The organism is Corynebacterium sp. KPL2825, from assembly GCF_037908445.1.
Taxonomy (GTDB): domain Bacteria; phylum Actinomycetota; class Actinomycetes; order Mycobacteriales; family Mycobacteriaceae; genus Corynebacterium; species Corynebacterium kefirresidentii.
Window position 1 is genome coordinate 59,853 of record NZ_JBBMGI010000002.1, and the last position, 18,037, is coordinate 77,889.

Sequence of the window (18,037 nt, forward strand, 5' to 3'; positions counted from 1 at the left end):
AAGGCGCGGCGGCGCGCTTTTTACTCGCCGCGTTGGGCGCGGTGACGCTCAGCAGCTTGCTTGCGGCGATTATCCACAATTGGCACCTGCCGCGGCGCCGCGTTAATAGCAGGTTGGAATTCGCCCACCTCATCGAGCTGTCCGGCGGTGGCACGCACTTGAGCCTCGGCAGCCTTTTGCTCTGGGCTGCGGCGCAACGCCACTAAGCAATAGGCCAAAAATGCTAGGAAGGTAGCCAGCATTCCTACCCACATTCCCAGCGATGCCCCGTCAGCGGTAGACCCGCGGAACCAGAAACCCCACAGGTTGGCAAAGAAGGACACAGTCACCAGCATCCAAGCGACAAGTCCAGGCGTAGCTCGGCGGGTAAACAGTGTCACCGGGGTGAGAACGCCCAATCCAAGGAGAGCGAGCCACGCGGAGACGGTTTCCATGAGGGATATTCTGACTCCGCTGGACGTGGTACCGAAGGTCAACGCTTCCCAACCGTGTGAGGGGCCGGCGTAGGGCAAAACCAGGTAGTGGATATAAGCCACCACCGCGATGCACAGTGTGACTTTGTGGCCGCCGAGGTCCATTGTTTGTGCTGCGCGGCGCTCCGCGGTAGCTGCTTTCTGGGCGGCGGTGGTGGGCTTTTCCTCAGTCATGGGTCCCTAGCCTACTCCCCTCTTAGCAACCGCAAGAATCGCCGGATTCAGCGGCCGCTGGCTTTCCAATAGACGGCAATCCCAGACCCACGCCGATGGGCGCCGTCGTCGGGGTCTCACCGGCGGCCGACATGTCGCCGGCCTTGGTGCGGGTGTGGGAGGTAACGGCGGCGTCGGCAAGCAAGAAGAAAGAACCCGCACCGGTGACCTGAGTATGGACCACATCGCCCGGGCGAATCGCGGTGGAGATGTCCGCACCGTCAGAATCAACCGGGGTGAAGTGCACTAAGCGCCCATCACGAGCGCGACCAGTCATGCGGTGGGTCTCATCGTTCTTGCGGCCGCCCTCTGCCTGGACCAAAAGTTCAACGTCTGTGCCGATGAGCTTCTTGTTCTCCTCGGCCTGGATGCTATCTTGCAAAGCAATGAGGCGCTCGAAGCGATCTTGGACGACGTCCTTAGGAATCTGGTCCTCCATATCCGCGGCCGGGGTGCCTGGGCGCGGCGAATACTGGAAGGTAAAGGCAGAGGCAAAGCGGGCGCGGCGCACCAGTTCCATCGTGTCTTGGAAGTCTTCCTCGGTCTCGCCTGGGAAACCCACGATGATATCCGTGGTAATCGCGGCGTGCGGAATCTTCTCCCGTACCTCATCCAAAATCCGCAGGAATTTCTTCGTGCGGTAGGAACGGCGCATGTCCTTAAGAACCTTGTCGGAGCCAGACTGCAGCGGCATGTGCAACTGCGGGCACACGGACGGGGTCTCCGCCATGGCGTCGATAACATCAGAAGTAAATTCCGCCGGGTGCGGGGAGGTAAACCGCAGGCGCTCAAGGCCTTCGATCTTGCCTACCTCGCGCAGCAGCTTAGAGAAAGCGAAGCGGTCGCGCGGCATCTCCGGATCGGCGAAATTAACGCCATAGGCATTAACGTTTTGTCCCAGCAAGGTGACCTCAGATACGCCCTGATCCACCAGCGCTTGGACTTCGGCCAAAATGTCGCCCGGCCGACGGTCCTCTTCTTTACCGCGCAGGGAAGGAACGATGCAGAAGGTACAGGTGTTATTGCAGCCTACTGAAACAGAAACCCAGCCGGCATAGGCAGACTCACGCTTGGCCGGCAAGACGGACGGAAACGCCTCGAGGGAATCGACAATCTCCACTTGGGCTTCATCGTTGTGGCGAGCGCGCTCTAGCAGGGTCGGAAGAGCCGCCATGTTGTGGGTGCCAAAGACGGCATCGACCCACGGTGCATTATCAAGGACAGTGTCCTTGTCCTTTTGCGCCAGGCAACCGCCCACGGCAATCTGCATGCCTGGGTGGTTTTCCTTGGTTTTCTTCAAAGCGCCCAAGGTGCCATAGAGCCGCTTATCGGCATTCTCACGCACGGCGCAGGTATTAAAGACGATAAGGTCTGGCTCTACACCTTCGCCGGCGGCCGAGTAGCCTGCCTCCTCCAAAAGGCCAGAGATGCGCTCGGAATCATGCACATTCATCTGGCAGCCGAAGGTTCGGACTTCATAAGTACGGGTATCTGCGATTGTCTGCTCCACGTCGGCATAGTTTAGCCATGTAGTTAGGCATCTCATAACTGCCGGACTTGGCCATTCCGGCGCTACCCTTCCTTGGCCGTATCAGTCCTCTGCGCGCAGTTCCGCGCACCGCGCGTCAAGCGCTGCGATTGCGATCTGCAATGACATTCCTTCATTGAAGCCGCGGCGTGCCAGCACACCCACGATGCGGCGTAGGGCCTTGTCGCGCTCCTTGCGATCCGGCGGGACAGTCTTAATGGAGCGAGCCTTCTTTTCCGCAAGGGCCTGCGCCATGGCTTGTTCATCGGCAGGGTCAATTTGCTCGAGGGCCTCAGCACGGTCGGCCTCGCTCACGCCCTTTTCCCGCAATTCCCTGTTGAGAACCGAGCTGGACTTGCCGCGCCGCTTATGCCGTTGGCGCACCCACTCGTGTGCAAAGGCTGCGTCATTCACCAGCCCCGCGTGGGCTAAATCATCTAGCACGTCCTCAACGACATCTGGCTCAAACTCGGCCTTTACCAGACGATCATAGAGCTCTTTCCGGGACCTAGAACGCTGATCCAAAAGGCCCAGCGCCCGAGAGCGGACCTTGGCCTTGGCTTCCTCTGCCTCTCGATCAAAAAGCCCGCCCCCAGCTGCTCCATTCTCATAGGCCTCGAGGGCCTGACGGAGTTGGGCGAGCTTTTCGGGGGCGGGCTGATTCATGATGCAGATTCAAATGGTACGCGGTGTGCGGGTGCGGGTTAGACGATTCTAGTCGTCGTCAAAATCGACGTTTGGAACGAGATCAACGGACTCATCGGTCAATGGGTCATCGGCGCCAGGAACATCCATCGCGGCAGCCTCTTCACCCTCGGCCGCAGCCTCGCCGATGCCAAGCTTCTGGAAAATCTTCTGCTCGATTTCATTGGCAAGGTCCGGATTATCCTTCAGGAAATTACGCGCCTTCTCCTTACCCTGGCCCAGCTGGTCGCCTTCGTAGGTAAACCAGGACCCGGACTTGCGGATGAAGCCGTTTTCGACGCCAAGGTCGATGATGGACGACTCGCGAGAGATGCCTTCGCCATACATGATGTCGAACTCGGCAATCTTAAATGGTGGCGAGACCTTGTTTTTTACTACCTTGAGCTTGGTGCGGTTACCGATGGCATCCTGGCCATCTTTTAAGGTCTGGATGCGGCGGATATCGCAGCGCACGGAAGAGTAGAACTTGAGCGCCTTACCACCGGTGGTGGTCTCTGGCGAGCCGAACATCACGCCAATCTTTTCGCGCAGCTGGTTAATGAAGATAGCGGTGGTACCGGAGTTGTACAGGGCACCGGTCATCTTGCGCAGCGCCTGCGACATCAGGCGGGCCTGGAGGCCGACGTGGCTATCGCCCATTTCACCTTCAATTTCCGCCTTCGGGGTAAGTGCAGCAACGGAGTCAACGACAATGATGTCAATTGCGCCAGAGCGTACCAGCATATCGGCGATCTCCAAGGCCTGTTCGCCGGTATCTGGCTGGGAAACCAAAAGGTTATCGGTATCCACGCCAAGCAGGCGAGCATACTGCGGGTCGAGCGCGTGCTCGGCGTCAATAAACGCGGCAATGCCGCCGTCCTTTTGTGCAGATGCAATGGCGTGCAGCGCAACAGTGGTCTTACCAGAAGACTCCGGGCCATAAATTTCTACGATGCGCCCGCGCGGGAAACCACCAATACCCAGAGCAACATCGATTGCGGTATTACCGGAAGAAATGGCCTTAATCGGTGGGCGGTTGTCATCACCCAGGCGCATCACAGCGCCTTTGCCGTAATCCTTCTCAATCATGGCCATTGCGGCATCGAGGGCCTTTTGGCGGTCATCTCCCTTAGAGGCGGCAGAAGAAGACTTCTTTTTGGTTGCCATTAACTTTCATCCTTATCTTTAACGACGATGTACTAACGCATTATTAGACTGCCGTGGAACTCAAACGGTTCCCTCCGTCAACGCCATCCCACTGTAGACGACTGCATCGACACCTCCGCCATATTACATACATCTGTTCGAATTTTGAAAGTGAACACGCCAGTCCGCCAAATTCGACGGCGCTATAAAGTAGGGTAATCGACCCCCAACCTGCGCTCCTTCGGTACATCAAAGTCATCGCACAGGCTCAGCCAGACGCGACGCGGATCGACGCCGCGTTCGATAAGCTCATCGGGCGTTGCCCCGAGGTCGGGCAAGACATGGGAGTGACTAATCCACTTTCCCTTAGACTCGCCAAATTCGTCCACAATGAGCTGGTGATACTCAGTCAATCGCATGCGCGCCATCCTACTCAGCACTAAAGCACGGGCGCCAGCGGTCCAGAAAGTGTCGATTGGGAGCCCGCCGCAATGGCCCCACCTCACAATTATCAGCCTCAGATGAACACCGTTCAAAACCCTCAATTGTCTGCAGTTTTCATGCAGTGCTAACCTCTTGAACATGAAAAAGAACTCTCTGGCAACGACCATTGCCTATGTTGCCGTGTTTACCGCTCTCGTCATCGTCCTTGCCTTCGTGTCCATTCCCATCGGTTCGGCCGGCGTGCCCATCGTGTTGCAAAACGCAGCGCTGATCCTCGCCGGCCTTATTTTGGGTAGCAAGCGCGGCGGTTACGTGGGACTCCTCTTTTTGTTCCTGGGCCTTGCCCTCCCAGTTTTAGCAGGTGGCGGTACCACGCTGCGTGCCTTGGCAGGCCCAACCGCGGGCTACATCATCGGCTATGTTCTCTCGCCAGCGGTTGCAGGTGCAATTGCCTACCGCTCCCCTAAGAACAAGGGTGGCATGGCGGTCATACTTGCCATTGCTGCCATTGTCGGCCTTGCCGTCCAATACATCTGCGGCGCCTTTGGTCTCATGATCCGCTCTGGCTTGGAAATTGGGCCAGCCTTCGCAGCCCAATTGCCCTTCATCCCTGTCGATGCCGGAAAGCTTGTCGTTGCCGTCATCATCGCTCTCGGTGTTCACTCGGCCTTCCCCGATCTGATGGGACGAAAGGCCGCCTAGTGCCCACGATCGAATTTTCCTCGGTTTCGGTAGCTTTTGATGACACCGTGGTGCTCGAGGACATTAACCTCACCCTCACCGAACAACGCATTGGCATCATCGGCCAGAATGGTGGCGGAAAATCCACCTTGACCAGGCTCATTAATGGGTTGGGCGAGCCTAGTGCCGGTACGGTGACGGTGGACCAGATGGACGTCGCCAAGCAGGGCAAAAAGGTGCGCGAAAAGGTGGGCTTTGTCTTTTCGGATGCCGAAAACCAGATTGTCATGCCCAATGTGCGCGATGACGTCGCCTTTTCGCTCCGCCGTTTTAAGCTGCCCAAACACGAGCGCCTCGCCCGCGTGGATGCTGCCCTCGAGCGCTTCGGACTCGCCGAATTTGCTGAGCGCTCACCGCATACGCTCTCCGGCGGACAAAAGCAGCTCCTCGCGCTGGCAGCGGTCATGGTCATCGACCCGATTCTCATCATCGCTGATGAGCCCACTACCCTGCTGGATCTGCGTAACCGCGATCGAATCAAAAGAGAATTCGCGCGATTGGAACAGCAACTAATTGTGGTGACGCACGATCTGGAATTTCTGCGCGATTTTAATCGGGTCATTTGCATCGATGACCACCGCATCGCCGCGGATGGCCGACCGGCGGAGGTCATAGATTTTTACCAAGACCTCATGGCCCAGCGGCCGCTGTAGGGAGAATTGTCATGCAACGACGCACGAATCTCCCACTTTCCGTCTATGTTGATGGCACCAGTTTTGTTCATCGCATCAAACCCAGTTGGAAGATCGCATTCCTCTTAGTCTTTATCCTTGTTACCAGCATCTTTTTCAAGTCCATTCCGTGGGCAGCAGGCGGGGTCATCTTCGTTGTCATCCTTTATGCTTGCGCTCGGATCCCACTGGGCATTGCGTGGAGTCAAATCTGGCCGCCTCTCTTTTTCCTAGTCCCGTTGGCAGGCTTTCAATGGTGGGCAAAGGACTTCGACTATGCGGCGGTGATGTTCCTCAATGTCTTCGCCGCTATGATGGCTGCCTTCTTGCTCACGCTGACCTCCACGGTAGATGAAATCATGGAGTCGCTGGAAGAGTCGCTGCAGCCCCTAAAGCGACTAGGAATACCGGTAGAAAACATCAGCTTGGCTATGTCACTGACTATTCGGCTCATCCCGCTGATGTTTGAAACCGTCTATGAAGTCCTAGATGCCCGCAAAGCGCGCGGTGCCGGGATGTCCCCGCTGGCGTTTGGCACCCCCGTTATTATTCGCTCCATCCGGCGAGCGCGCGCGATGGGGGAAGCGTTGCAGGCCCGCGGCGTCGGTGACTAGCAGCGTAAGTTATCGCCTCCCTTGCACCACCAAATGATGGCCAAGGGAGGCGATAACTTTTTAAAAGACAGTCGAGGGTTTTACTCCCCACGCAACTCACGCAGACGGGCCTGTACAGCATCGTTGTTGGCACTGCCTGGCTGGGCAGCGCTGTCGGCAGCAGAGCCAGAAGCTTTATTGCCCTCAATGGCCTGAGCCTTATTGGCTTCCACGGACTTAGAGGAGTTCATTTCACTGCGAATCTGCTCCAAGCGGGAATGACCGGCCATCTGTATGCCCGCCTGCTGAACCTCGGCCATGCGGTTTTCCACGGAGTTCTCAGCAAGCTCGGCCTGGCCTAGCGCCTTGGAGTAACGGCGCTCAATCTTATCGCGCACAGCATCCAGAGACGGCGTATTGCCATTGGCAGTTAGCTCGTTCATGGAGTTCAAAGACTCAGAGACCTTTTCCTGCATTTTTGCCTGCTCCAGCTGGGAAAGCAGCTTGGAGCGCTCATTGACCTTTTCGCGCAGCGCGGCGTTATTACGCTGAACCGCATTCTTGGCCTTTTCTGCCTGCTGTAGTGCCTGGTCGTGCAGCTTCTTGGTATCCTCCACGGACTCCTCAGCCGTAACCAGCTGGGCGGCGAAGGCCTCTGCCGCGTTCTCGTACTCCACGGCCTTATTTTCATCGCCCTTAGCACGGGCCTGATCAGCCAATTCCAGAGCCTGGCGAGCATTGCCCTGCAGCTTTTCTACCTCTGCCAAGCGGCGGTTAAGCTGCATTTCCAGCTGACGCTGGTTACCAATCACGGCGGCCGCCTGCTGAGACAGCTCCTGGTGCTGGCGCTGAGCATCCTCAATAGCCTGCTCGATCTGCACCTTCGGATCGGCGTTTTCCTCGATCTTACTATCGAAGAGTGCCATCAGGTACTTCCAGCCCTTAACAAATGGGTTCGCCATGGTGTGCTTCAACCTTTCTAGGTTAAAAATGTGCGTAATGTTCTGCTGTTTATACTAGCGAAGCGCTGTTTCCACCGCTTGCACTCCCCGCGGTCGCGGGCGCTTGCCGACGCCCCCTTAACCACCACAGCCGACCCTCCTCGCGAGAGAATAGGCCGGCTGTTGACATAGACCGCTGTGTGCTAGAGCTCTGATGCGGCAGGTGCCGTATGGGCTAGCTCCTCATCCATAGAGGGCAGGGCCATGTAACCGGCTGCTTCAATCAATACGTCAGAGACCGAGCAATCTAGCGCGTGGCACACAGACGCAAGGAGCTCAGAGGAGACCTCCTTGCGACCGCGTTCGAGCTCTGAAAGGTAACCCGGCGACACGCGGGCCACCCCGGCCAATTCGCGCAGGGTCACTCCCTTGTCCGCGCGGAAGGCGCGCAGCGTCAACCCAAGAGCCTCACGCAAAAGCGGCTCAGGAGTACGAGCAGTGGCGGGCGCCGCTGGTGCAGTAGCGCCGTTTACCGAGTGTTCGAGGACTGCAGTAGAAGTGTTCATCACTATGGTCAACGCTCCTTGTCTCGCTATTGTTCCCGCAGTGCCGGATTTTCTTCCACAGTTGCGCACAGTAGACGAAAGGCGGCTGCGACCGTGGCCTCTCTAATTTCGTTGCGCTCCTTGCCCAAACCGGATAGCAGCTGGGAGAAAGCGACTCTAGCAGGAGAATAGATGCCGATATATACGGTGCCCGCCGGCTTGCCTTCTTGTAGGTCTGGTCCTGCCACTCCGGTAAGGCCTATTCCCCAGTCCGCAGCGGTTTCTGCCACCGCTGCGCGGGCCATTGCAAGGGCGGTCTCCCCAGAAACCACTCCGGCAGCTTCGATATCGGCTACCGGTTGATGCAAAAAGTGGGATTTCACCTCGGTGGCATATGTTATAAGCCCTCCGCGCAATACAGCCGAAGCTCCAGGGACAGAAGCGACCGTGGCGCTGGCCAACCCAGCAGTAAGTGACTCACAAAAGGACAAAGTCTCGCCGCGCTCGGTGAGCTCGGACACGAGGCGGGTTGCCATGGTGCTCATGAACTACCTAGCTATTCTGCTTCTTGCCGTCAATGAGGTACTGGACGCCGGTAACTAAGGTCACCACTGCAGCCAACAGCATCACTAGGAAGGTAGGAACGTTCATCCACTCCGGCAACGGCCACAGATACAGCCCGACTGCCAAGGATTGCAATACAGTCTTCAGTTTGCCGCCCTTCGAAGCAGGTACCACCTTGCCGCGGCGCAACAACACCATACGCCAGATGGTGATACCGAACTCACGGATGAGAATGACCACGGTAATCCACACTGGCAGCACCCCGATGATGTTGAGGCATACCAGTGCGGTAGTCATAAGCGCTTTGTCCGCGATGGGATCAGCAATCTTGCCAAAATTGGTGATAAGGCCACGGGCACGTGCGATGTCCCCGTCGAGCTTATCTGTGAGCATTAAGGCCGTGAATAGGCCAAAAGCCCACCATTCATGGCCGGCAATGACCAGCCATGCGAAAACCGGAATGAAAAGAATGCGCAGGCTGGTGAGAATATTTGGCAGGTTCCAATTGGACACCTGCGGATTCACATCCGAGGATTGCGCTGACTGTGTTCCGGGTTGATTCACGTTATACATACTACCTGTTAGCACCAAGCACCTGCGCTTGGATGCCCCTGCATTTTAAAATGCGAAGCATGAAGTATTTTGCTGTTAGCTACGACTACAACCCCAATAATCCTGAGATTGCTAAGGCTCGCCCCGCGCACCGCGAGTTTACCGCGCAACTTTTTGAGGAGGGCACCATCATTGCCACCGGCCCCTTGACGGATTCCAAGGGCGGCGCGCTCATCATTGCGGGGCTTGCCGACAACGCCGTGGTCGCCGACGCCATCGCCCTCATGGACAAAGACCCCTTCTACCAAGCCGGCTGCATCACCGGCCGCAGCTTCCGCGAATGGAATCCCGTAAACGCCCGCTTCTAGTGTGGTAGCTCTTCCTTGGGCAGGTCTTCGGCCTTGCCCACGAATTCGCCCTTCTTGTTCCGGACGATCTTATTGCCCTCCTCGTCCCAGTCGAAGTGATTGTGCGATACCGGTACTCCGCCTTGGTTCTCATCGCGTTTGTTTTTAATAATCGAGGCGATAACCGTAATAACCAGGACGCCCACGATCACGATAAGTGAGGTGATGGTGGAAAATTCTGGGATCGACTCCACGTTCTCGCCGCCGTTGACAAACGGCAAGTTATTCTCATGCAGCGCATGGAACATGAGCTTTACACCGATGAAGCCCAAAATGATGCCCAAACCATAGGGCAGGTACACCAAGCGGTCCAGTAGGCCATCCAGCAGGAAGTACATCTGGCGCAAGCCCATGAGGGAGAAAGCATTCGTGGTAAAGACCAAGAACGCTTCCGAGGTAATACCGTAAATGGCCGGAATGGAGTCGAAGGCAAACATCACGTCGATAAGGCCGATGGACACCAACGCAATAAAAAGCGGGGTGAACGCGAATTTACGCTTGCCCGAAGAATCTTCCACGCGGTGCGTAAGCTTATCGCCGTGGTAGCGCGGGGTGACGTGGACTACCTTGCGGATCAGCTTGATGATGCCCATGTCATTGGGATCGGTTTCGGGGGCGTCCCGAATCTCGTCGACGATGAGCTTGATTGCTGTGTAGATAAGAAATATCGCGAACAGGTAGAAGATATCGGACCATGCCGCGATGACCGCAGCACCCAAAAGGATAAACACCAGGCGGCATGCCAAGGCAATAACGATGCCGATGAGCAATACCTTTTGCTGGTACTTGCGCGGGATCTTGAAGGCGCCCATGATAAGCGCGAAAACAAAGAGGTTATCTACGGATAGCGCCTTCTCTGTCACGTAACCCGTGAGGTATTGGATGCCGTGCTCGTGGTCCCATATGGCCCATACGCCGGCACCAAAAAGTAAAGCAATACCGACATAGAATAGGGTCCAGAACCCGGATTCCTTCAGCGTCGGCTCGTGCGGGGTGCGCACGTGGGAGTAGAAATCAAAAACAAAGAATCCAAGAATGACGACGATGGAAATCGCCCAAATCCACAATGGCACATGCATTGGTACATCCCTCCGGTCGAAGATACAACAAAGTGACCGGAGGTCTCCCCCGCCCGGCTAGATAGCTGCAGCCGGGCCGGCACGACCGGGAGCATAACGCTTCCGTGCTGACGATCGGTGCCGAAGGATGGGGTACTCCCCTCCAAGACCCGTCCAACTTTACACGATCTTAGAAGGCACCTGTCGAAGGGTTATACGTTGCCTGGACGGTACGAGTGTCGCCAGCATCGCCCTGCGGGGAGGAATCGGAGCCTGCGGAGGAGGCGTCGGAAGTAGCGGCAGCTTCGTCCTCCTCTTGCTGTTGCATCTCCTCCTGAATTTCCTTTGGCGCCTCGGCAGGGTCGGCTCCCTTGATCATCCAGATGATGGTATCAAGCTCTTCCGGCTTCACGAGGACCTCGCGAGCCTTAGATCCTTCGGATGGACCAACAACGCCGCGGGATTCCATGAGATCCATCAGGCGGCCGGCCTTGGCAAAGCCAATGCGCAGCTTGCGCTGCAGCATCGAGGTCGAGCCCAACTGGGCGGTGACCACCAGCTCGACGGCTTCGAGGAGGTCGTCCATGTCCTTGCCAATTTCCTCATCGATTTCCTGCTTGGCCTCGGATTGCTTCTCTTCAGTCACGCCCTCGGTGTAGTTCGGCGCGGCCTGCGACTTGGCGGCATCGACAACCGCCATAACCTCATCATCTGAGACGAATGCGCCCTGCATACGCACAGGACGCTTACCCTGCGGAATGAAGAGGCCATCGCCCATACCAATGAGCTTTTCCGCGCCACCCTGGTCCAAGATAACGCGAGAGTCCGTCAGTGAGGACGTCGCGAAGGCCAAGCGTGAAGGCACGTTGGTCTTAATCAGACCGGTCACCACGTCAACGGACGGGCGCTGGGTTGCCAGGACCAGGTGAATTCCGGCGGCACGCGCCTTCTGAGTGATGCGGACGATGGAGTCCTCAATCTCCTTTGGCGCAGTCATCATCAGGTCCGCCAGCTCGTCGACGACACAGACGATGTACGGGTACGGGCGTACCTCGCGCTCGGAGCCTGCCGGTGCTTGGTATTCGCCGGAGACCACCTTGCGGTTATAGTCCTCAATCTTGCGCACGCGAGCAGCCTTCATATCCATGTAGCGCTGCTCCATCTCCTCCACCAGCCACTGCAGGGCTGCTGCGGCCTTCTTCGGCTGGGTAATGATGGGCGTGATCAAGTGCGGAATGCCCTCGTACGGGGTAAGTTCCACCATCTTCGGGTCCACCAGGATGAGGCGAACCTGCTCAGGGGTGGCTCGGGTTAGCAGCGAGACCAACATGGAGTTGACGAAAGCGGACTTACCGGAACCGGTAGCACCGGCGACCAGCAAGTGCGGCATCTTTTGTACCGAGAACGAGGTGTATTCGCCTTCGATATCCTTGCCCAATCCAATAAGCATCGGGTCAGGAGAGCTAGTCATGCTGGGCGCATCAAGCACCTCACGCAGGTGTACCATCTCGCGGTCTGGGTTGGGAACTTCAATGCCAACAGCTGACTTGCCGGGGATAGGCGTCAGCAAGCGCAGGTTGTCCGTGGCTACGGCGTAGGCGAGATTGGACTGCAAATTCGTAATCTTGGATACCTTGACGCCTGGCCCCAGCTCGATTTCATAACGGGTCACTGTTGGACCACGGCTGAAACCGGTGACTTGCGCATCCACCTTGAACTCTTCAAAGACATCAGTAATGGCCTCGATAATGCGGTCATTAATCTCGGTGCGCTCCTTGGCTGGGGTTCCCGGAGTCAACAAATCCGTAGAAGGAACCGCGTAATTCTCGTTGCCAAACTGTGCGGCGGGCGCGGCGGCGGGCGCCTCAGCTGGCGCGGGCGCACCGGCACTACCCGTTCCCGCTCCTGGTTCGGCCGTCGGTTGAGAGCTATCCACCTGCGCGCCGGTCGTTGCATCGCGTCCAGAACGTTCACGGAAGAGCTGGCGAGCCTTCTCGTGCGCGGACGATACTGCATCCGCGCCTCCTTGTGCAGCGGACCCAGCGGCACCTGCGGCAGCACCTGCTACCGCGGCTCCAGCGGCTCCGGCAGCACCGGCACCTGCAGCCTTAGCTGCGCCACGTGCCGCCCCTGCAGCTCCCACAGCGCCAGCGGCTGCCCCCGCAGCCGATCCCACAGCGGAACCGGCGGCGGTACCCGCTGCTGAAGCAGAGCGAGCAGAGTCAAATGCGGAGCGCTGGCCAGCGGTGCCCAGAACGCGGGTCGGCTCCGAGTCTACGGAGTCTGGCTGGGCCGGCGAAGACGCAGCAGGACCTTCTACGACTGGAATCTCATCGGTATCCTCAATATCGCGCGAAACTGGCTTCTCCGCCGGAGTGGACACGGACTGAAAGCCGCCACGCGTTGGCGCGCTAAAGGTACGGGTTGCTTCGTCCTCCTCCGCCGCAGCGGGGGACTCTGTGGGATAAGAGGAACCACGCGGAGAGGGGCCTTCAGTGCGGCCTCGGAAAGCGCGCAGGCTTCCACCGCGTTCAGAGGTTCGGCGCTTGGCTGCAGGTCGGGCCGGGCGGGTGCTGCGCTCACGCCCTTCCGCAATATCATCGATATCGCCGGTGACGTGTCCATAGAGGTCATCGCCTTCGTCTTCGTAATAATCTTCATCCGCACCGCCAAAGCGAGAGAAAGCTGCAGCGATGGCATCAGCCACCAACTCATAAGCCTCGCGGATGGTGATTCCGGTGACCAAAAGGGCGCCGTAGATAATGACGAGGAAAAGCAACGGCACTGCAACGAAGGAGGTAAAGGCAGTCTCCAACAGGCCACCAATGGCATAGCCGATTACTCCGCCCGCGCCACCGGCACTTTCCGGGGTAAAGCCAAGTTCAGGGGTGCCAGCAAAGATATGGATCAAGCTGAGCATGGCCAATACAATGACGCTAATTCCGCCCACAATGCGCGGCTTAAAATGCCCCGCCGGGCCGGAGATATCCATCATCAAGGCAATGGCCAAAGCCACTAAGGCCACTGGCAGCACCCATGCGCCCGCACCAATGACATAGCGCACGATATTGCCCACCCAGGCACCTACTTGGCCAGCGACACCGAACCAGACCGTAGCCGCGAGCACGATGGCAATACCGATGAGCACGAGTGCCACCGCATCGGGATTTTTCACCTGAATGCCGCGCGACTCCGACTCACCCAATTCCATGGTCGAAGGGTGTTCTTCCGCTGCTTCATCATTGGCACGAGTAACCTTGCTTTTCTTTTTATTCTCCCCGCGTGCAGAAATTTCTTCCGGCTCCCTTGTCGTCTCGTACTCCTCGGTGTCATATACGTCTTCGCTCGGCTTCAGCCCGGCCATTCCATGGCTTACACCTCGCGCCATGTTTCCCATGCCGCGCGCCGTGGCACCAAACACTGCGCCCAAGCCCTTGCCGACGGCCCGGAACGCACTACCAGTGCGCTCCTGTGAGGTCGCTGCAGCACGCCGATGCGAGGACGTCATAGCCAAGGTTTCCGGCATGCCAGCACCGGACCGGCTGCGGCCAGATGGCCGTGAACGATTCGTCTTTCGGCGCGTCCCGCGCGAAGAGGCATTTTTGACAGACATGCCTCTACCTTAACCGTGACACCCCATAAATCACATTAGCCACACGCGTTTCCCCCGAGGCCTAGGGTCATAATCTAAAGTCACACCCCCAACGGCGCACGACGATTGCGATAATAGTACTAATTCAAGGCTAGAGAGTTGACCGTACGGCGGCTTTGGCATCTCCCTCGAGCGCGACTTCGGCAGCGTCACGTCCGAAGGACCACAGAATCAGTTCGCCTACCTCCCCCGATACTCGGACTACGGCATCTCCCTTATCTGCTACGCCGTGCTTATCCGCGGCGACAATGCGCGGTAATCCTTCGGGCTGCATAATGACCGGGCGAGTCGAGTTTCGCAGGGCCACCTTAGCTAAGAGCTTCAGGTAGCTATGCATCTGCTGTTTGATTCGTGCCGAGAAATCTCGCGGACCCATGCCATTAGCCCGGCGAATGTCCTCGTGGTGAACAAAATGCTCTACAAAGTTTTGCTGTGCATCCACGAAACGAACGGGGTTATAGGTAGCCGGTCCCCTCCCCCAGTCATCAACGAGCTCATCAAAGTCGCGTTCGGAAACCTTGCGCGATTCCTTTTCAAGGTGGCCGGACAATGCCTTGACAAAAATTCCAGCGGCTGCATCGGGGCGATTTTCCCGCACCCACAGATGTACGGCTAGGTCACGGGTAGTCCAACCCTCGCACAAAGTAGGGGCATCAGGACCAAGCTTATGAAATAGCGCGACCATTTTGGCGCGCTCAGCAGAACAAAACGACATAGGCCCCAGCATACCGAGCTAGCTAGCATGCTGGGGCTGCGTCTGCCTTTATACGAAGAACCCTGCTATTTACAGGGACTCACGAGAAGCATCTACGTCTTCATCATCGGTAACCAATGGGCCGGAGTTGGTCGGCACGATGGTCGGCAGAATGACCGGCTCGCGCTTGTACTTCGAATCCATAAGTTTAGATACCTTGCGGCGCAGTTTCTGCACCATGCGGTAGGTATCGTTCTCGCCCTCGGCGGCGAGATCATTCATGGTGTTTTCTACCATTTCTGCGACCTCCGGCACGATGCCGCGGTCATCATCGGAAAAGCCTGTGGTAGATACCGTTGGGTGCTCCAATAGGCGCGAGGTGCGGTTATCAATCACGCACGTGATAGATACCACGCCACCAGTTCCCAGGTTGGTGCGGTCGGCCAAGGTATCGGCATCCACATCGCCCATGGACACACCATCGACGTAGAGGTTGCCCACCTGCATCTGGCCTACGACCTCGGCGCGGCCCTTGCGCAAATCCACGACGACGCCGTTTTGTGCCAGCACCGTACGATCGCGGTCCACACCGGTGGAAATGGCCAGCTCCTTATTGGCACGAAGGTGGCGCCACTCGCCGTGCACCGGCATAGCGTTGCGCGGGCGCGCTGCGTTGTACAGGAATAGCAGCTCACCGGCATAACCGTGGCCCGAGGCGTGCACCTTGACGTCTTGGTTAGTAATGACATTAGCGCCAATCTGAGACAGCATATTAATCACGCCGTAGACCGCTTCCTCATTGCCCGGGATAAGCGAGGAGGAGAAGATGATGGTATCGCCATCACGTACGGTAATTTGGCGGTGCTCGCGACGAGCCATGCGCGATAGAGCGGCCATTGGCTCACCCTGCGTACCGGTGGTGATGAGCATGGTCTTGTGCGGAGCCATCTTGGCAGCCTCATCAATGGGGATAATGGTGCCGCGAGGGACCTTCAAAAAGCCCATCTTTTCCGCGATTTCCATGTTGCGCATCATCGAACGGCCGTTGAAAGCCACCTTGCGGCCATTTGCCACGGCAGCGTCGATGGCAGCCTGCACGCGGTAGACGTTGGATGCAAAGGAAGCCAAGATAACGCGCTGCTTCGCGCCGGCAACGAGACGCTTAAAATTGGCGGGGATATCACCCTCAGATGCAGATACACCAGGCACGGTGGCATTGGTGGAATCACACAACATGAGGTCAACGCCCTCATCACCGTAACGAGACAGGGCTGGCAGATCGGTTGGACGATTATCCAGTGGGGTCTGATCCAGCTTGATATCACCGGTATGGATGATATTGCCCGCTGGGGTTCCCAACATGATGCCCAAGGCGTCCGGTACGGAGTGGTTAACTGCCCAGAAGCGAACCCGGAATGGTCCATAAGTCACGTCGGATTTTTCATTAACCTCGACGAACTTCGGCTTCTGACGATGTTCCTTACACTTCGCGGCAATGAGCGCGATGGTAAAGCGGGAAGCAACAATAGGGATATCCGGGCGCAGCTTCAGCAGCCACGGAATAGCTCCGATGTGATCCTCGTGCGCGTGAGTAACGACGAGGGCCTTGACCTTGTGGATCTTCTTCTCGATGGGGCCAAAGTCAGGCAGGATAAGATCCACGCCCGGCTCACCGGAAGACGGGAAGAGCACACCGCAGTCAATGATGAGGAGGTCATCACCGTACTCGAAGACGGTCATATTGCGACCGATCTCCGAGATTCCGCCCAAAGCATAAATGCGGAGTGCATCCTTCGGCTGCTTTGGTGGCTCTGGCAAACGCTTGGTTAGATCCGCACCCTGCATCGACTTGGGCACGTTGCGGCGACCACGGTTATTGCGGCCGCGGCCCTTACCGTTGCCATTTTTGTTGTTGCCGCCATGGTTATTATTTCCACCATGGTTATTGCCGTTGCCGTTACCACCACGGCCACGGCCGCGGCTACCACGGGAACGGGAGCGGCGGTTGTTACCACCGCCATCATGGTGGTTATCGGAAGAATTCTTTTTGCCAGAGTTGTCCTTATCGCCCTTAGCCGGCTTATCCTGTGCGGAATTGCCAGCATCAGTAGCTGGGGCTTGGAAAACTGGCGAAGCCGCCTCGTTGGAGGCGGTTTCGTTTTCCGCCGGTGGGCCCGCCTTGCGGGTCACCTTGCGGGAACGGTTACGGGGTTCATTCATTCTTAAAGGGCTCCAGATTGTTCCAGATCACGGCGAAGTACCTCGCGTTCCTCCTCGCTCGCAGCGGTAATAGGAAGACGGGTATCGCCAACTTCGATGCCCTGCAGGCGCAGGGCTTCCTTTGCAAACGTCGCTCCGCCCAACCGTGCTTGTGCCCGGGTAAGCGGAAGGAGCGTTGTGGTATTGATTTCTCGGGCGCGGGCCATATCGCTCGCGTCGAAAGCTTCATAAAGTTCTGCCAAGGCACGCGGCACAACATGGCCGATGACGGAGATGAAACCAGAAGCGCCGAGGGAAAGCCACGGCAGGTTAATCGGATCATCACCGGAATACCAGGCCAGACCGGTTTCTTGGATCAGTTCTGCGGCCGCAGGAAGGTCGCCCTTGGCGTCCTTCACGGCTTGGATATTCGGCAAATCCGCAAGGCGGCGGAGGGTATCCGGCGCCACTGGGATGCCCGAGCGGCCAGGAATGTCATAGACACAGATTGGTAGATCCGTGGCTTGCGCGACTGCGGCGAAGTGCTCATAAACCCCCTTTTGGGAGGGCTTCGAGTAGTACGGAGTCACCACCAATAGGCTATCTGCCCCCGCATCCGCGGTGGCCTTGGCCAACTTGATGGAAGCTGCGGTGTCATTCGTTCCGGCACCGGCGCATAGCTTTGCGCGGTCTCCGACTTCTTCCTTTACGGCTTTGAGCAGCTCCAGCTTCTCTTCAACCGACGTGGTCGGTGATTCGCCCGTGGTTCCACCTAGGATGAGCGAATCAACGCCATTGTCTACGAGATGAGCCGCTAGGCGACGACCTGCTGCAACGTCCAGCGCACCGTCACGGTCAAACGGGGTAACCATGGCGACGCCGATGCGTCCAAAGGTGTCGACGCCAGTCTTTGCTGTCATACCTGTGCTCAT

The 18,037-nt window shown here is 57.6% G+C and carries 18 protein-coding genes; 4 read left to right on the forward strand and 14 right to left on the reverse strand.

The window, feature by feature from the left end; genetic code table 11:
- Positions 1 to 20 precede the first annotated feature (20 nt).
- The 5 genes from WMQ00_RS01855 to WMQ00_RS01875 form a co-directional block, all read right to left on the reverse strand.
- Positions 21 to 647 carry an Rv2732c family membrane protein gene (locus WMQ00_RS01855; RefSeq protein WP_284835398.1) on the reverse strand — a complete coding sequence of 209 codons (627 nt, stop codon included), beginning with the start codon at positions 645 to 647 and terminating at the stop codon, positions 21 to 23.
- Positions 648 to 669: 22 nt separating this feature from the next.
- Positions 670 to 2,232 (reverse strand): tRNA (N6-isopentenyl adenosine(37)-C2)-methylthiotransferase MiaB, encoded by a 1,563-nt coding sequence (gene miaB, locus WMQ00_RS01860; protein WP_340440613.1) that lies wholly within the window; start codon positions 2,230 to 2,232, stop codon positions 670 to 672.
- 45 nt (positions 2,233 to 2,277) lie between these two features.
- Positions 2,278 to 2,880 (reverse strand): recombination regulator RecX, encoded by a 603-nt coding sequence (recX, locus tag WMQ00_RS01865; protein ID WP_023021362.1) that lies wholly within the window; start codon positions 2,878 to 2,880, stop codon positions 2,278 to 2,280.
- A gap of 48 nt (positions 2,881 to 2,928) precedes the next feature.
- Positions 2,929 to 4,065: a recombinase RecA gene (recA, locus tag WMQ00_RS01870; RefSeq protein WP_200288944.1), complete on the reverse strand. Its 1,137-nt coding sequence runs from the start codon at positions 4,063 to 4,065 to the stop codon at positions 2,929 to 2,931.
- Between the two features lie 182 nt (positions 4,066 to 4,247).
- Positions 4,248 to 4,463: a DUF3046 domain-containing protein gene (locus tag WMQ00_RS01875; protein ID WP_005325117.1), complete on the reverse strand. Its 216-nt coding sequence runs from the start codon at positions 4,461 to 4,463 to the stop codon at positions 4,248 to 4,250.
- 163 nt (positions 4,464 to 4,626) lie between these two features.
- On the opposite strand from WMQ00_RS01875, the gene WMQ00_RS01880 reads away from it, so the two are divergent.
- From WMQ00_RS01880 to WMQ00_RS01890, 3 genes are read left to right on the forward strand one after another with little or no spacing between them, the layout of a single operon-like run.
- Positions 4,627 to 5,190 carry a biotin transporter BioY gene (locus tag WMQ00_RS01880; protein ID WP_023021360.1) on the forward strand — a complete coding sequence of 188 codons (564 nt, stop codon included), beginning with the start codon at positions 4,627 to 4,629 and terminating at the stop codon, positions 5,188 to 5,190.
- A complete protein-coding gene (locus tag WMQ00_RS01885) occupies positions 5,190 to 5,882 on the forward strand; it encodes an energy-coupling factor ABC transporter ATP-binding protein (protein ID WP_023021359.1) in 693 nt (230 codons plus the stop codon). Before WMQ00_RS01880 ends, WMQ00_RS01885 begins: the two co-directional genes overlap by 1 nt.
- An 11-nt stretch (positions 5,883 to 5,893) precedes the next feature.
- Positions 5,894 to 6,514, forward strand: a complete 621-nt coding sequence (locus tag WMQ00_RS01890; protein WP_023021358.1) for an energy-coupling factor transporter transmembrane component T family protein — start codon at positions 5,894 to 5,896, stop codon at positions 6,512 to 6,514.
- A gap of 80 nt (positions 6,515 to 6,594) precedes the next feature.
- Here WMQ00_RS01890 and WMQ00_RS01895 read toward each other — a convergent pair whose 3' ends face one another.
- The 4 genes from WMQ00_RS01895 to pgsA form a co-directional block, all read right to left on the reverse strand.
- Positions 6,595 to 7,455, reverse strand: a complete 861-nt coding sequence (locus WMQ00_RS01895; protein ID WP_023021357.1) for a PspA/IM30 family protein — start codon at positions 7,453 to 7,455, stop codon at positions 6,595 to 6,597.
- Positions 7,456 to 7,637: 182 nt separating this feature from the next.
- Positions 7,638 to 8,000 carry a helix-turn-helix domain-containing protein gene (locus WMQ00_RS01900; RefSeq protein ID WP_023021356.1) on the reverse strand — a complete coding sequence of 121 codons (363 nt, stop codon included), beginning with the start codon at positions 7,998 to 8,000 and terminating at the stop codon, positions 7,638 to 7,640.
- Positions 8,001 to 8,026: 26 nt separating this feature from the next.
- Entirely contained in the window at positions 8,027 to 8,524 is a 498-nt protein-coding gene (locus WMQ00_RS01905) for a CinA family protein (protein WP_023021355.1), read from the reverse strand.
- Positions 8,525 to 8,531: 7 nt separating this feature from the next.
- Positions 8,532 to 9,116, reverse strand: coding sequence for a CDP-diacylglycerol--glycerol-3-phosphate 3-phosphatidyltransferase (pgsA, locus tag WMQ00_RS01910; protein WP_023021354.1), 585 nt, complete (start codon positions 9,114 to 9,116; stop codon positions 8,532 to 8,534).
- A 59-nt stretch (positions 9,117 to 9,175) separates the two neighbouring features.
- On the opposite strand from pgsA, the gene WMQ00_RS01915 reads away from it, so the two are divergent.
- Positions 9,176 to 9,463 carry a YciI family protein gene (locus tag WMQ00_RS01915; RefSeq protein ID WP_316349122.1) on the forward strand — a complete coding sequence of 96 codons (288 nt, stop codon included), beginning with the start codon at positions 9,176 to 9,178 and terminating at the stop codon, positions 9,461 to 9,463.
- On the opposite strand, the gene WMQ00_RS01920 is transcribed toward WMQ00_RS01915, so the two are convergent.
- From WMQ00_RS01920 to dapA, 5 genes are all read right to left on the reverse strand, one after another.
- Positions 9,460 to 10,581: a TerC family protein gene (locus tag WMQ00_RS01920; RefSeq protein WP_023027867.1), complete on the reverse strand. Its 1,122-nt coding sequence runs from the start codon at positions 10,579 to 10,581 to the stop codon at positions 9,460 to 9,462. The two genes, WMQ00_RS01915 and WMQ00_RS01920, sit on opposite strands and share 4 nt — an antisense overlap.
- A gap of 169 nt (positions 10,582 to 10,750) precedes the next feature.
- A complete protein-coding gene (locus WMQ00_RS01925; protein ID WP_445293058.1) occupies positions 10,751 to 14,086 on the reverse strand; it encodes a DNA translocase FtsK 4TM domain-containing protein in 3,336 nt (1,111 codons plus the stop codon).
- A gap of 217 nt (positions 14,087 to 14,303) precedes the next feature.
- Complete coding sequence (locus tag WMQ00_RS01930; protein WP_034655396.1) at positions 14,304 to 14,939, reverse strand: TIGR03085 family metal-binding protein; 636 nt, start codon at positions 14,937 to 14,939, stop codon at positions 14,304 to 14,306.
- 57 nt (positions 14,940 to 14,996) lie between these two features.
- A complete protein-coding gene (locus WMQ00_RS01935; protein WP_023021349.1) occupies positions 14,997 to 17,126 on the reverse strand; it encodes a ribonuclease J in 2,130 nt (709 codons plus the stop codon).
- Positions 17,127 to 17,128: 2 nt separating this feature from the next.
- Positions 17,129 to 18,037, reverse strand: coding sequence for a 4-hydroxy-tetrahydrodipicolinate synthase (gene dapA / locus WMQ00_RS01940; protein ID WP_034655398.1), 909 nt, complete (start codon positions 18,035 to 18,037; stop codon positions 17,129 to 17,131).

Bases quoted from the DNA above. Each gene is read 5' to 3' on its own strand.
- WMQ00_RS01905 (WP_023021355.1), bottom strand. From the start codon at position 8,524: ATGAGCACCATGGCAACCCGCCTCGTGTCCGAGCTCACCGAGCGCGGC.
- WMQ00_RS01900 (WP_023021356.1), bottom strand. From the start codon at position 8,000: ATGAACACTTCTACTGCAGTCCTCGAACACTCGGTAAACGGCGCTACT.
- WMQ00_RS01890 (WP_023021358.1), top strand. From the start codon at position 5,894: ATGCAACGACGCACGAATCTCCCACTTTCCGTCTATGTTGATGGCACC.
- WMQ00_RS01875 (WP_005325117.1), bottom strand. From the start codon at position 4,463: ATGCGATTGACTGAGTATCACCAGCTCATTGTGGACGAATTTGGCGAG.
- dapA (WP_034655398.1), bottom strand. From the start codon at position 18,037: ATGAGCACAGGTATGACAGCAAAGACTGGCGTCGACACCTTTGGACGC.
- WMQ00_RS01855 (WP_284835398.1), bottom strand. From the start codon at position 647: ATGACTGAGGAAAAGCCCACCACCGCCGCCCAGAAAGCAGCTACCGCG.
- recX (WP_023021362.1), bottom strand. From the start codon at position 2,880: ATGAATCAGCCCGCCCCCGAAAAGCTCGCCCAACTCCGTCAGGCCCTC.
- WMQ00_RS01935 (WP_023021349.1), bottom strand. From the start codon at position 17,126: ATGAATGAACCCCGTAACCGTTCCCGCAAGGTGACCCGCAAGGCGGGC.
- pgsA (WP_023021354.1), bottom strand. From the start codon at position 9,116: ATGTATAACGTGAATCAACCCGGAACACAGTCAGCGCAATCCTCGGAT.
- WMQ00_RS01895 (WP_023021357.1), bottom strand. From the start codon at position 7,455: ATGGCGAACCCATTTGTTAAGGGCTGGAAGTACCTGATGGCACTCTTC.
- WMQ00_RS01880 (WP_023021360.1), top strand. From the start codon at position 4,627: ATGAAAAAGAACTCTCTGGCAACGACCATTGCCTATGTTGCCGTGTTT.
- recA (WP_200288944.1), bottom strand. From the start codon at position 4,065: ATGGCAACCAAAAAGAAGTCTTCTTCTGCCGCCTCTAAGGGAGATGAC.
- WMQ00_RS01925 (WP_445293058.1), bottom strand. From the start codon at position 14,086: ATGCCGGAAACCTTGGCTATGACGTCCTCGCATCGGCGTGCTGCAGCG.
- WMQ00_RS01920 (WP_023027867.1), bottom strand. From the start codon at position 10,581: ATGCATGTGCCATTGTGGATTTGGGCGATTTCCATCGTCGTCATTCTT.
- WMQ00_RS01915 (WP_316349122.1), top strand. From the start codon at position 9,176: ATGAAGTATTTTGCTGTTAGCTACGACTACAACCCCAATAATCCTGAG.
- WMQ00_RS01930 (WP_034655396.1), bottom strand. From the start codon at position 14,939: ATGCTGGGGCCTATGTCGTTTTGTTCTGCTGAGCGCGCCAAAATGGTC.
- miaB (WP_340440613.1), bottom strand. From the start codon at position 2,232: ATGAGATGCCTAACTACATGGCTAAACTATGCCGACGTGGAGCAGACA.